Annotated in this window: 13 protein-coding genes; 9 read left to right on the top strand and 4 right to left on the bottom strand. The window is 42.8% G+C overall.

Going from position 1 to position 13,149, the window contains the following annotated elements:
• Nucleotides 1-3 precede the first annotated feature (3 nt).
• The gene (locus FD12_RS12780; RefSeq protein ID WP_056983396.1) at nt 4-978 is read right to left on the bottom strand and encodes a 2-hydroxyacid dehydrogenase family protein; all 975 of its coding nucleotides are present in this window, start codon (nt 976-978) and stop codon (nt 4-6) included.
• A 180-nt stretch (nt 979-1,158) separates the two neighbouring features.
• On the opposite strand from FD12_RS12780, the gene FD12_RS12775 reads away from it, so the two are divergent.
• The 4 genes from FD12_RS12775 to brnQ all read left to right on the top strand — a co-directional run bounded on the left by FD12_RS12775 (nt 1,159) and on the right by brnQ (nt 6,140).
• On the top strand, nt 1,159-1,863 hold the full coding sequence (locus FD12_RS12775; protein ID WP_054748282.1) for a B3/B4 domain-containing protein: 705 nt from the start codon (nt 1,159-1,161) through the stop codon (nt 1,861-1,863).
• Nucleotides 1,864-1,894: 31 nt separating this feature from the next.
• Complete coding sequence (locus tag FD12_RS12770) at nt 1,895-3,127, top strand: PTS transporter subunit EIIC (protein WP_056983395.1); 1,233 nt, start codon at nt 1,895-1,897, stop codon at nt 3,125-3,127.
• Nucleotides 3,124-3,993, top strand: coding sequence for an alpha/beta hydrolase (locus tag FD12_RS12765; protein ID WP_056983394.1), 870 nt, complete (start codon nt 3,124-3,126; stop codon nt 3,991-3,993). Before FD12_RS12770 ends, FD12_RS12765 begins: the two co-directional genes overlap by 4 nt.
• 749 nt (nt 3,994-4,742) lie before the next feature.
• The gene (gene brnQ, locus FD12_RS12760) at nt 4,743-6,140 is read left to right on the top strand and encodes a branched-chain amino acid transport system II carrier protein (RefSeq protein WP_054748285.1); all 1,398 of its coding nucleotides are present in this window, start codon (nt 4,743-4,745) and stop codon (nt 6,138-6,140) included.
• A 70-nt stretch (nt 6,141-6,210) separates the two neighbouring features.
• Here brnQ and FD12_RS12755 read toward each other — a convergent pair whose 3' ends face one another.
• The 3 genes from FD12_RS12755 to FD12_RS12745 all read right to left on the bottom strand — a co-directional run bounded on the left by FD12_RS12755 (nt 6,211) and on the right by FD12_RS12745 (nt 7,631).
• Complete coding sequence (locus FD12_RS12755) at nt 6,211-6,474, bottom strand: Txe/YoeB family addiction module toxin (protein WP_146985966.1); 264 nt, start codon at nt 6,472-6,474, stop codon at nt 6,211-6,213.
• 4 nt (nt 6,475-6,478) lie between these two features.
• The gene (locus FD12_RS12750; protein ID WP_225427284.1) at nt 6,479-6,742 is read right to left on the bottom strand and encodes a type II toxin-antitoxin system RelB/DinJ family antitoxin; all 264 of its coding nucleotides are present in this window, start codon (nt 6,740-6,742) and stop codon (nt 6,479-6,481) included.
• A 271-nt stretch (nt 6,743-7,013) separates the two neighbouring features.
• A complete protein-coding gene (locus FD12_RS12745; protein WP_056983393.1) occupies nt 7,014-7,631 on the bottom strand; it encodes an isochorismatase family protein in 618 nt (205 codons plus the stop codon).
• A 191-nt stretch (nt 7,632-7,822) separates the two neighbouring features.
• Here FD12_RS12745 and FD12_RS12740 point away from each other — a divergent pair, with 191 nt between their 5' ends.
• The 5 genes from FD12_RS12740 to FD12_RS12720 all read left to right on the top strand — a co-directional run bounded on the left by FD12_RS12740 (nt 7,823) and on the right by FD12_RS12720 (nt 13,140).
• The gene (locus FD12_RS12740) at nt 7,823-8,470 is read left to right on the top strand and encodes a peptidoglycan recognition protein family protein (RefSeq protein ID WP_307725449.1); all 648 of its coding nucleotides are present in this window, start codon (nt 7,823-7,825) and stop codon (nt 8,468-8,470) included.
• 111 nt (nt 8,471-8,581) lie between these two features.
• Entirely contained in the window at nt 8,582-9,487 is a 906-nt protein-coding gene (locus FD12_RS12735) for a metal ABC transporter solute-binding protein (protein WP_054748291.1), read from the top strand.
• A 166-nt stretch (nt 9,488-9,653) separates the two neighbouring features.
• Complete coding sequence (locus tag FD12_RS12730) at nt 9,654-10,802, top strand: ArgE/DapE family deacylase (RefSeq protein WP_056983391.1); 1,149 nt, start codon at nt 9,654-9,656, stop codon at nt 10,800-10,802.
• A gap of 16 nt (nt 10,803-10,818) precedes the next feature.
• A complete protein-coding gene (locus tag FD12_RS12725; protein ID WP_056983390.1) occupies nt 10,819-12,336 on the top strand; it encodes a YfcC family protein in 1,518 nt (505 codons plus the stop codon).
• A 324-nt stretch (nt 12,337-12,660) separates the two neighbouring features.
• Entirely contained in the window at nt 12,661-13,140 is a 480-nt protein-coding gene (locus tag FD12_RS12720; RefSeq protein ID WP_225427283.1) for a DUF2975 domain-containing protein, read from the top strand.
• Nucleotides 13,141-13,149: the final 9 nt, after the last annotated feature.

Genomic DNA, 13,149 nt, shown 5'->3' with positions numbered 1-13,149 from the left:
GGCTTAAAGGGTCACAGCATTAACAATATAATCAGGCTTTTCACCCTTGTTCATTGCCACCGTATTCTTTGCGACAATTTCGGCCATTGCGTCACGGGCTTCAACCGTTGCATTACCGATATGCGGTGTCAAAATGACGTTTTTGAGTGACTTGAAACCATCGTCAACTTTAGGTTCATGTTCGTAAACATCGAGCGCTGCCCCGGCAATATCATGATTTAATAAGGCTTCATAAAGGGCGCCTTCGTCAATCACCGGACCCCGGGAGGCGTTAATTAACATGGCGCTGTCCTTCATTGCCCGGAATTGTTCAGCCCCGATCATATGGTGGGTAGCTGGGGTTGCGGGTACGTGGAGGGTTAAGACGTCAGCGTTCTCAATGACTTCATCAACACTGGCAAATTTGGCGCCTAACTGGGCTTCCACGGTCGGATCGAGTTGTTTGCGCTGGCTGTACAGAATGTTCATGTCAAAGGCGTGCATCCGTTTGGCAACAGCTTGACCGATTTGGCCCATCCCAATAATACCTAACGTTTTGCCGGCCAATTGGTGACCGAGGAAGAAGAGGGGAGCCCAACCAGAGAAGCCCTCTTCACGCATCAACTTATCGCCCTCGACAATTCGATGGGCCAAGCTAATCATCAATCCGCAAGTGACTTCCGCAGTTGACGTAGTTGAGACCTTGGGGGTGTTGGTGACTGGAATGTCCTTTGATTTGGCATAATCCGTGTCGATGTTGTTAAAGCCTGCGCCATAATTGGCGATTAACTTGAGATTTGGTGCGCTGTTAATCACGTCTTTATCAACTTGAGTGGACAACGGGGTGATCAGGAAGTCTTTATCGGCCACGCGTTTGATGAGCTCATCTTTGGTGATCAATGCACCGCTGTCGTCAAATACATCAATGTCTAAGCCGGCATCTTTCAAAATACTTAATGCCTGTTCAGGAATTCGTCCCGCAATTAAAACCTTTGCCATATTCTGTCTCCTCCTTAAAATTATATACAACTTCATTATAGGTCATTTAAGGCCGTGAATGGAATCGTTTACGCTTTGAGTTGGCTAAAGTTGACTTTTGATTTGTTCATTGTGAATAACTGAATTAAAATAAGGGATGAAATGTGGGAATGCTGAAATCATTAAATGAGGTGGAATAAGATGAGTCAATTTACTGTCCAACCAAGTTTTTGGAAAATCTTTCCGGATGTCAAAATTGCGGTGATTACGGTTCACAATTTGGATAATCATGATAAGGGACAAGTGCCGCCGGAATTGCTGGCAGAAGCCAATGATCGGGTTGATGATTTGATCCCCAATGAACCCATTAGCGCCAACCCATTGATCCATGAATGGCGAGAAGCATTCAAAAAGTTCAAAACAAAGAAGGGTGCGCGGTTTGCGGTTGAGAATCTATTGAAACGGGCCAAAAAGGGTAATCCCGTCCGCCGCATTGATCCCTTAGTGGATATCTATAACGCGATTTCTTTGCGAACGGGGTTTCCGATTGGGGCACTTGACCTGAATAAAATTCAAGGTGGGATTAGTCTGGAGGTTGCCAAGGGCGGCGAACCTTTCACGGCAATTGGTGAAGATGAGGAAGATCCCGCCTTACCCGGCGAAGTCATTTATCGAGATGATGAAGGGGTTACCAGCCGTTGTTGGGCGTGGCGGGATGCCAAACGAGTCGAAGCCACGGACGATTCAACCGATATTTTGATGTATTCGGAATGTTTGAAGCCGGAGTGGCGGGAGAACCATGAGCGGGCAATGACGGAATTGACCGGCAATATTGAGAAGTATTTGGGAGCTGTGGCAAAGATCCAGTATGTGGCTCGCAATCAGCCGATGGTGACTTATAAATAAAAGTTGATCTTCATTAGGGTGGTCTGAAAAAATGAATCGATTATTGATGCTAACAGCTAGTGCTTACCGCAGTAAAGTCGTCCAGATAACCGAACAAACTTTTCAATTGTTATTCCCAGTGATATTGCTGGGGAGTTCAGCTGAGGTCTTACAGTTTGTTTTTTTGACTGCCAGTGGGTATGTCGCGACAATTTTTAATGTTCCTCAATGGCTGCCTTTTGACCGAGAACTTTCAGTTTTAATGGGGACGGTCTATCACTGTACACTTGGAATGGTTGGCTTGTATGGCGCTTATGGGACCTCTTATTTTACCGTTAAAGTGTATCGGCGGCAGTCTTCACCAAGCGCGGGTTTAATAGGGCTACTAGCGTTCTTGATGATTGCCTTTCAACCTCGAAACGGTGGTAGGGTTGCTTTTAATCCGCCTTTGATGGCAGAAGGGCTACTGGTAGGTATGCTGGTCGGTTATGTTTGTGGTCGAATTTTGATTGCGTTTAAAAATCAGCAGACTAATTGGGGACAAATGATGTGGCGGCTAGCCCTCATTTTTGCATTAGCCATTAGTGTGAACTTGCTGATGAGTTATTTAAGGCGAACTGGGGCTCTTTCAGTGCTGGTGATTAGCGGCCCGCAGCCAACGTCAGGGCACCCCTTGACCTTCGTCTTAATGATGGGGGCGTTAACGGAATTGTTATCTTGGATTGGGATTGGGGGACCGTTTACAGCCAGCCCAACGTTCACTGATCCAGCCTCAATTGCGAATTTAAATCATGCTTTAAAAGCGGGATCACCTTGGAATGCCCCTCACCTATACACCGATACCACGCTATTTCACAGCTTTGCTAACTTTGGTGGTAATGGCGTGATGTTAGCTTTAATTATTGCCATTTTGATTTTTTCAAAACAGGCGGGCAGCCGAACTGTCTCCAAGTGGTCGATCTTTCCGGCCGTTTTTAATAGCCATTATGCTATGATGGTGGGGATTCCAGTCTTATTTAATCCAATTTTTCTATTGCCATTTGTTTTAGTGCCGGTCGTTAATATGACAATTGCTGCAATGTTTTTGGCGCTACATTGGCTCCCTGCGGCTGTTTATCCTGTTCCAGCAGGTACGCCGGGGCCCTTAATCGCCTTTTTAGGAACGAATGGTAATTGGGCTTCATTGTTACTGGGAATCTTCTTAATTGCGATTGATGTTTTAATGTACGTGCCGTTTATCAAGTTGGCTGAAAGAGTGCAAAAAAGTGCGGGTGAGTTGAAATGACATGGCAGAAAAAGCATTGGGTAGTCGCTTTAATAAGCATTGTTATGGTTGTCGCTGTGATCGTCGTATCGCTTCAATGGTCGCGAAAAAACGTTTCACAACTAGCCCAGCGTCATAATTCAACGTTAGTTCCACTGATCATGATTCCTGGAAGTTCGGCGACAGAGAACCGGTTTGACTCGTTAGTCAAAACCTTAAACGTGAATCGAAGAAATCCTCATAGCTTACTGAAAATTCGAGTGGCTAAAAACGATCATCTAACGTTTTCTGGTCAAATCCGCCCCCGGGATCACGCGCCAATTGTTGTCGTCGGATTTGAAAATAATCAAGACGGTTATTCAAACATTAAGAATCAGGCGCGTCAATTTAACATTGCCTTTAAGGCTTTAAACGAGCGGTTAAGTTTTAGCCGGTTTGAAGTGGTTGGTCATTCTAATGGTGGGTTAATTTTTACCGTTTTTCTTGAAAAGGATTATTCGCAGTATGCCAATGAGGTTCAAGTCACAAAATTGATGACGATTGGTTCACCATTTAATTTCAATGAACGTAGCATTAATAATAAGACCCAGATGTTATCCGATCTCATCAAAAATCGGCGGGAGCTGCCCACTAATTTAAATGTCTATTCGGTCGCTGGGACAAAAAACTATACATCTGACGGGATCGTTCCTTTAACCAGTGTGATGGCAAGCCGCTACGTTTTTCAAGGTCAGGTGAAGCACTTTACAACGATGACCGTGTCAGGCTCGGATGCTCAACATTCAGACCTTCCCCAGAATCGCCAGATTGTGAGCCTCATTAACAACTACATGTTAACGGCTAAGCGGCGATACCGAGTTCGACCGAATGAACCGGAACTTCATTAATGATTTAAGCGAAATTTCAGTTTTCCCTATTGACATCGCCACGATACCCGTCTAAGATAAAAGCTAAATTAATGAGAGAACGCTGTGAGAAAGTTGAGTAGCATTTTTAGATCCGAAAGCGAGCCTTGGTTGGTGGGAGAAGGCAGGACAAAAAGTGTGAAAATCCCTTTTGAGCGATGCACCGAAGAAATTAAGTAACGTGCATTGGTGACACCCATTATCGTGTTAGCGTATCGCTTCTTTGAGGCCGTACGTGAAAGGCAGTTGTAGCGATATAACTGCAAATATAAGGTGGTAAAGTGCACATAGGCGCCCTTAATTCAGTTAACTCTGAATTAGGGGCGCCTTTTTTGAGTGAGCGGATCCAAGCGGTTAACAATCGGAGTGTAAGTCTCCTATCTCAAAAATCCTGGTTCTGGATTTTTGAGATAGGTGCTTACATGCAGATTGTTGCTTGGAGGAGCTGTCCTAAGGAAGTGAGCGGATCCAGGCGTTTAATAACTGAAACATAAGTCTCCACAAGCAGAAATCCCGCCTTTGGATTTTTGTTTGTGGTGCTTATGTGCAGGTTATTGCCTGGAGGAGCTGTCCTAAGCACTGTAACAGATACCCACACATTATTAATTTCTCAGTGTCCACAGCGTTTTCTAAATTCAAATGAAAGGTGATGGTTTTCTTGAAATCTCAGATTAGCAACGGTCCGATTAAGTGCTTTGAAAAAACGTATTTACTAAAGGAGTTCATCAATTATGAAAGATTTACAAGATTTAAATCCAAATCCGTTAAGGAAACGTGATTACTTTGTCGTCAGTTCGATGCTGTTTGGCCTTTTCTTTGGTGCCGGTAACTTAATTTTCCCAATTCATTTGGGTCAGCTGGCAGGTTCTCATTGGGTCTTAGCAACGCTTGGTTTCCTAGTGACTGCAGTGTTACTACCATTACTCTCGGTGCTGGCGGTTGCCGTTACCCGTTCTGAAGGGGTTTATGATATTGGTAAGCCACTTGGCCCGGTATTTGCCTTGGTGTTCATGATCATGATTCATGCAACCATCGGGCCATTATTCGGGACACCCCGAACGGCTACCGTTCCATTCAGCGTTGGCGTGCAGCCATTATTGCCAGCGTCAATGGCCCACGTTGGTTTACTTGTATTCTCAGTCGTATTCTTTGGGTTGGCATTTCTCATTTCATTCAGAGAATCTAATATCATGACGACAATTGGCAAAGTATTAAATCCATTATTCTTACTGCTATTATTTAGTGTTTTCTTACTTGGCTTTTCGCATCCAATGGGCAGTGCCGCTGATCAAGCTGCAACGGTTGCTTACAAACATGCTTCATTCTTCAACGGTTTCTTACAAGGCTATAACACGATGGATGCCTTGGCTGGATTAGCCTTCGGGGTAACTGTTGTGACTGCTGTTCGTCAACTTGGTAAAACGAAACCCAGCAGTAACGCCAAAGTAACTGCAAAAGCTGGCGTTTTCGCAACGGCCGCTATCGGTTTTATCTATGTTGTTTTGATCTGGTTGGGAACGACAACTTTGTCTACTTATAAAGTTTCCGCTGATGGCGGGGTTGCCTTCAACCAGTTGGTCACTTATTATCTTGGTGGCTTTGGTCACGCATTACTAGCCACTTTATTGACGGTTACTTGTTTGACGACGGCCGTTGGGTTGGTTGCAGCATTTGCTCAAGACTTCCACAAGCATTTTCCAAAGGTTAGTTACCGAACTTGGTTAGGTTTCATGTGCTTGGCATCGTTTGGGACTGCCAACTTTGGCCTTGATACAATCATCCAGTGGTCGACACCAATGCTGATGTTCCTGTATCCATTCGCAATGGTCTTAATCTTGCTGTCAGTATTCTCGCCGTTATTTGACCGCGATCCAGTTGTTTATGCGTTGGTCGTTGGCTTCACAACTGTACCAGCCGTCCTCGACATGGTTGCAGCATTCCCACCAGTTGTCAGCCAGAGCGCCTTTGGCCAGGCTTTGGGTACCTTCCAAGCTCATGTCCTACCATTTGCAAGTCTTGGGATGGATTGGGTTGCCCCAGCCGCTATCGGTGCAGTTCTTGGATTAGGCTATCATTTCTTACGGCCAGTCTTGGGCAGAACCCGGGCAACGAGTTCGGAAAAAGAATAATTATAAATTAAAAAGGTTTAAATAAAAGAAGCAAAATCAGGAATCCGAATTCTGATTTTGCTTCTTTTATTTAAAGTTCATAATGTGATTTACACTGAATAATAAACAACTGATTGTCTTCCATTTTATAAACCAAACGATTAAAACTATCAATTCTTCGTGACCAGTAACCTTGCAATCCATGCTTTAATGGCTCTGGCTTTCCAATGCCAGCGCTTACCCCATCTCGTTTGATTGACAGAATAAGTTTATTAATTCTTTTGAGTGTTTTTCGGTCTTCCACTTCCCAGGACAGGTAGTCTGTCCATGCATCATTTTGAAAGGTTATTAGCATTTCATTACTTTTCATCATCAATTAACCTGTGTTTGTGAAAATTACCTTTCTCGACATCTTTGGCTCTGCGACGCAATTCATCCATATTTTCCTTACTGTAAAATGGATCGCGGGGTTCGAAAGGTAGGCCACCTTCTGCGATGGTTTTTTTCAAAAACATATTAAAGGCCGTAGTAAGATTCATACCTAATTCATTGTAAATCTCACTTGCTTCTTCTTTGTCATTTTTATCTACTTTGAATGAAACTGGAACTTTTTCAGGAGCCATATTAATCACCTCAATTGAATTATAGCAGAATGTATATTCAAGTACAATCCATTTGATATTAGATGAATATTAGTTAAACTTAAAATACCCATCAAGCAGATTGTGCTTGGTGAGCATTTTATCGTAATGTATTAAAGCTATTGTGGATTAGGACAGCTGCGCAAAGCAGAAGCTTGCACCTAAGCACCTCTTTCCAAAATCCCAAAACCGGGAATTTCCGAAAAAGGAAACTTAGGCTCCAGTTTCTAACCGCTTTGCTACGCTCACTGAATCACATCGGCACAAATCCGCCGTTTTCCGTCATTAACTTATTAAAGCCAGTAACGGTTTCGGTCCGATTCCAATCCCGCTGCAGTTCACAAAGCATTTGTGGAATTGTAATTAAATGAGCACCAGCTTGTTCCAATCTTCTTAATGCTGTTTCGTGGGCAATCGTTGAAGTGCCGCCAACTGCATCGACAACTGGATAAACTTCGTAGCCTTCCTTGATGGCGTCAAGGGTTGGGAAGGTTAAGCATGCCTCTGTCCATAAAGCAATAATGATGATTTTCTTGCGGTTTGGGGCTTTGACCGCTTTGTTGTAGTCCTTATCTTCCCAAGCGTTGATCGACGTTCGGTCATAGGAAGGGTGAAAATCGCCGACCACTTTTTTGATTGAGGGAATCGTATCGTTTTCTGCTTTACCATTGGCTCTGACAGTTGTCAAAACAATTGGTAATTTGTACAACTTGGCAATCTTAGCTACCATCGTGGCGTTAACAATCAAATCGGCATGTTTCATTGAGCCAATCGAGTTAACTTGTAGTGGTTGATAATCAATAATCGTTAAAAGAGAGTTTGAAGGTGAAAGCAATTCATCGTCTTTACCGCGTCTGTCCATACTTGTCATAACAAAGAAAACCTCCTTAAGATATAAATGCTGAATCCGCTTTCATGATACACCGAATTCATTTGTGAAACCACGCAATTTCTCAAAAAATGACAGGCGCTTGAAAGTTCAGCTGATTGAATTAAGATAGAAGATGATGATATAAAGACAAAGCGGCGATTTAAGAAATGAAAAATAAATTATTACAATTTATGGTGATTCTTGTAGGGTTACTGATTGGTTTTAGCCTTTATAACCCCTTGGTAAAGGCATCGGCCGTTAATAACTATATTGCGAGCCATAAGATTTCCCATGTGTCGATTACTAAGAAAATTTGGGGTGGCTTCCCACATTATAAATATCGCCACGGCAAAAGTAAGCCGGAGGGCGTGGTCGTTCATGAAACGGGTAATTCCCGCTCAGATATCTTTGATGAAATTGCCTATATGAAAAAGAACTATCGAAATGCCTTTGTCCATTCCTTTGTGGATGACGATCATATTATCAACATTGCCAACACCAAATACCTCTGTTGGGGCGTCGGTTATCCCGGTAATGCCAGGTTCGTACAATTCGAGCAGGTTGAAATGCATTCAAAGAAGAACTTTGCCGAAGAAGTTGAAAACGCGGCGTACTACACGGCATATTTGCTCAAAACGTATAAATTGAAGCCTAATGACGCCTGCTATGATGGTAAGGGAACGGTTTGGTCGCACGGAGCGGTTGCCAAATACCTAGGTGGCTCAGACCATACCGATCCAACCGGCTATTATAAGAAATGCGGCAAAAAATACTTCCATCAATCCTATACAATGAAACAATTTTATCACTTAGTCCTAACCAACTACCATAATCTGTAAGGTTCAATAAAAGTTGCTTGTAAATGTGAAAATTTCTGTTTACAAACAACTTTTTTTATTTTATGATCTAAAGAGTAATCAGTACTATTTAAAAGAGGAAGAGGTAATTCGATGTTACATAAGTTGTCCAGGATTAAATTATTATTGGTGGCGGTTCTGGTTGTTGCCCTGGGTGTCGTAGCCGCGGGTTGTTCCAATCAAGGTTCATCAAGTAACGGCAAAATCAAAATTACAGCAACCACTGATTTTTATGGGGAAGTTGCTAGGAAAGTCGCCGGCAGTAAGGGGGAAGTGACTTCAGTCATCACTAACCCCGACGTTGATCCTCACGATTATCAGCCGACAACCAAAGTGGCTAAACAAACGGTTGGGTCGAAGATTGTGATTGCCAATGGGATTGGCTACGATGGTTGGATGAGCAAACTCGTTAAGGATACTAAGGAAGTTGACTACATTAGGGTTGGGGAAGATTTGATGGCTAAACAAAATGGCGACAACCCCCATCTTTGGTATAACCCGGCAACGATGCCAAAGTTAGCCAACACAATTGCCGCCAAACTTGGCAAGCTCCAACCAAAGAACAAGGCATACTTCAAGAAAAACGCTAAGGCATATATTGCATCATTGAAGCCAATCAATGATAAGATTGCTCAATTAAAGCAGATTGCTTCGACTAAGAAGAACAAGGAAGTTTATGTGAGTGAACCAGTCTTTGACTACGCCCTGCAAGCGATTGGCTTTAAAGTTGGCGATGCTCAATTTGAAAATGATACCGAAAAAGATGTCGATCCTTCACCACAAACAATTAAAGACATGCAAAACGGGATCAAGAATCACAAGATTGCATTCTTTGTATTTAATAAGCAAGTTGACGATAAGACAGTAAATAACTTAGTTGCCTTGGCTAAGAAGAATCACGTTCCCGTTTTAGCTGTAACCGAGACCTTGCCTGCAAACAAGACTTATGTTCAATGGATGGATAGCCAGTATTCACAATTGCTGAATATTTTGAAATAAAATACACATTCGGCGTCAGTTTCGCCAGTTTAAACAAAATTTGTAATTAAATATGCAACATGGTATGTTAACTCTTGATGGTCTTTCAACTATCAAGAGTTTTTTGTCGTAATCCATGTTATCATTTTCACATGAGTTAAAATACATTTTTGAGGAGCTGACTGGAGTGGAAAAACAGAAACAAATTGATATTTTATCAAATTTAATTGCGATTCAATCCGTTAATAATCATGAGGATCAGGTTGCTGATTATATTTCATCGCTTTTTGAACCTTATAAAAGCCAAGGCGTCAAGATAGAGCGGGTAACCTATGCCCCGCACCGAGATAGTTTGGTCGTCACCATTGGGAAGGGTGAAAAAGTGCTGGGGCTTTCCGGTCACGAAGACGTTGTTGATGCCGGAGACCGTCAGGCTTGGAATAGTGATCCGTTTAAAGCAACCATTAAGGATGGCAAATTATATGGCCGCGGCGCAACGGACATGAAGAGCGGCTTGGCAGCGTTGATTGTCGCGATGATTGATATGTTGGAAAGTGATTCTGTTCCCGGTAAGATCAAGCTATTTGCAACCGTTGGCGAAGAAACTGGGGAATACGGTGCTGCCCAATTGACCAAGGAAGGCTACGTTGATGGGATTAGCGGCATGTTAATCGCCGAACCTGGTAACGAGATGAGCGAAGTTGGCTTTACTTCCAAGGGTGTTATTGATTACATCATCACCTCAATTGGTAAGGGGGCTCACAGTTCTCAGCCGGAAAAGGGCATCAACGCGATCGACCATTTGATTGATTTTGCCAATGAAGTCAAGCCGTTAATGGCCCAATTTAATAAAGTCGACCCTGTGTTAGGGAAATTAACCCACGTTCAAAGCCTCTTCAATGGTGGCGAGCAGATTAATAGTGTCCCTGCTAAGGCAGTCATTAAGGGAAACATTCGAACGATTCCGGAATATCCCAACAAGGTTGTTTTTGATGCCTTAAATAATCTGGTGGGTAAACTGAATCAAAAAGAAGGCTATGAATTAAGCATTCGGTATAGTTTCCCTGAAGAAGCCATGCCAGGTGATGCCAATTCACCGTTTATCAAATTAATTAAAAAAGTTCATGATCAAATGTATGATGAGCCTTTAGTTGCCAACGGTCAATCCGGCGCAAGCGATGGTTCCGAGTTCTTACACGCCAAAGGTGATTTTAGTATTGCCTTACTAGGCCCGGGTAACGGAACAGCTCATCAAAGTAATGAGTACGTTGATGTGGCGGTTTACCATAAGTCGGTCGAATTCTATAAGCAGTTCGCAAGCGCATTCTTTGAATAAAGTGGGGTGAAATTGAATGGATCATTCTAACCAGCCAACAAAGCATCGGTTTAAGATGCCGTCGGCGTTCACAATTCTCTTTGGAATTATCGTATTTATTGCCATTTTAACGTGGTTTATCCCAGCAGGAACATACGCAACGACTGCTGATGGTAATCTCATTAGCGGTACTTATCACACGGTCGCGAGTCACACCCAAGGCTTGTGGGACGTGTTGATGGCGCCGATTATTGGGATGATTGGCAACAAGCAGACTACAGGGGCCATTGAAATATCGATGTTTATTCTAGTGATTGGTGGTTTTTTAGGAGTTGTTAATCAAACGGGGGCACTGGATGATGGCATTCGAGCGATTGTCCATCGATATACTGGTCACGAAAAACGATTGATTGTTATTTTAATGATTCTCTTTTCAGTCGGTGGTTCAACTTATGGGATGGGTGAAGAGACGATGGCCTTCTTCCCATTGCTGATTCCGATCATGATGGGGGTCGGCTATGATTCGCTAGTTGCCGTTGGGATTATCTTATTGAGCACTCGGGTCGGTGATTTGGCCTCGACGGTCAACCCGTTCGCAACTGGGGTGGCATCTGGGATTATTAAGATCTCCCCAGGCGTCGGATTATTTTCCCGGATCATTTTACTGGTAGTTGTAACTGGAATGGCAATTTGGTTTGTCATTCACTATGCTGAAAAAGTCAAAAAAGATCCAACCAAATCATTGGTTTATAATCAGCGCCAAGAAGACATGAAACGTTTTTCGGTAGCCGATCGAACCAGCGAGCCGAAGCCATTAACTAAGTCTCAAAAACGCGTTTTGTGGGCCTTTTGCTTAACTTTTGTGATTATGATCATTGGTCTGGTTCCGTGGACAAGTATTAATAAAAGTTGGAATTTCTTTGACACGTTCAATACCTGGTTAACTGGCAACGCATTCTTTGGAACAGTTCTTGGAAAAGATATCCCAGCTCTTGGCAGCTGGTACTTCAATGAAATCACATTGTTATTTTTATTCATGTCGATTGTTATTATGTTCATCAGTCACATGAAAGAATCTCAATTTATCAAGGCGTTCATGAACGGGATGGCCGACTTGTTAAATGTTGCCATTATTGTTGCCGTTGCTCGGGGAATCCAAGCAATTATGAATAGCGGCATGATTACTGGCACAATTCTTCATTGGGGAGAAACTGGATTAAGTGGTCTACCTAAGCCGGTGTTTGCCATTTTAGCTTTTATTTTCTTCTGTGTATTATCACTGTTAATTCCTTCCAGCTCTGGCTTAGCTGCAGCGACGATGGGCATCATGGGATCGTTGGCGGCCTTTTCACACGTTGAAGGCAGTGTTGTCGTTTCCGCATTCCAGGCATCATCGGGACTGATTACGGCCATTACCCCAACTTCAGCGATTTTAATGGGAGCTTTGGCGTTATCACATGTTAGCCTGACGGTATGGTGGAAGTGGACGGCTAAATTAATTGTGTCGTTATTTGCGGTTACGTGTGTCTTCTTGGCAGTTGTATCAGTGATGTAATGTCTTTTATGAGGAGATTGGGAAAGGCGATTTGATCCCAGAATTTAAGTGAAAAAAGTCATGCATTCTGTTTTTTTGGAATGCATTGCTTTTTTGGCTTAAATGGCGGGGATCAGCCGTTTGTCGCAAGTTTTATCAATACTGAGAAGGAAAAGCCAAGTTGCATTTATAAGCACCTTGCCGACTAATCTTAGATTGTTTAAGTATTTGATGTCATTGTTCATGAATCATTAAAATATTGCAACGTTTATTGAAAACCATATAAAAATATCCGAAATACGATTATTATTTATTGAAAGTCAATAAATAATCGGAGGCCACATTTTGAAAATTAAAACATTATTTTTAAAGATGGCGTTAATTGCCATTGGCATCATTGTGCTGTTCTTTTGCGCGCTGGTGTTCCCAAACGTCTTGATTAAACTCAGCTATACTTACCCAAAAATTGTGTTGACCCGTTACCTTTTCACCGGTTGCCTTTATTTGTCAGCAATTCTCTTTTATATCGCTGAAGGGTATGCCTATCGAATCTTACAATTAATTGATCGGGATAATGTTTTCTCCGGTCAGGCACTCCACGCAATTAAGCAAATCAAGTATGCGGTCGGCGGGATGGGCGTGTGCTACCTGCTGTTTTTGCCGATGATTTACTGGGTTGCGGATGTTGAAGATGCGCCGGGGATGATTATCATTATGACAGTTATTGCCATGATTCCTTTTGTTGTTGCAGTTTTTGCCGCTATTCTTGAAAAGCTGCTGCAAAAAGCGACTCAGTTAAAAGTTGAAAGTCAGTACACGGTGTGAGGTGAGAAA

Source organism: Lentilactobacillus rapi DSM 19907 = JCM 15042, assembly GCF_001436255.1.
In the GTDB taxonomy this organism is placed as follows: domain Bacteria; phylum Bacillota; class Bacilli; order Lactobacillales; family Lactobacillaceae; genus Lentilactobacillus; species Lentilactobacillus rapi.
The sequence above is the reverse complement of the archived record's forward strand: the minus strand, read 5'-3'. Positions and strand labels throughout refer to the sequence as shown.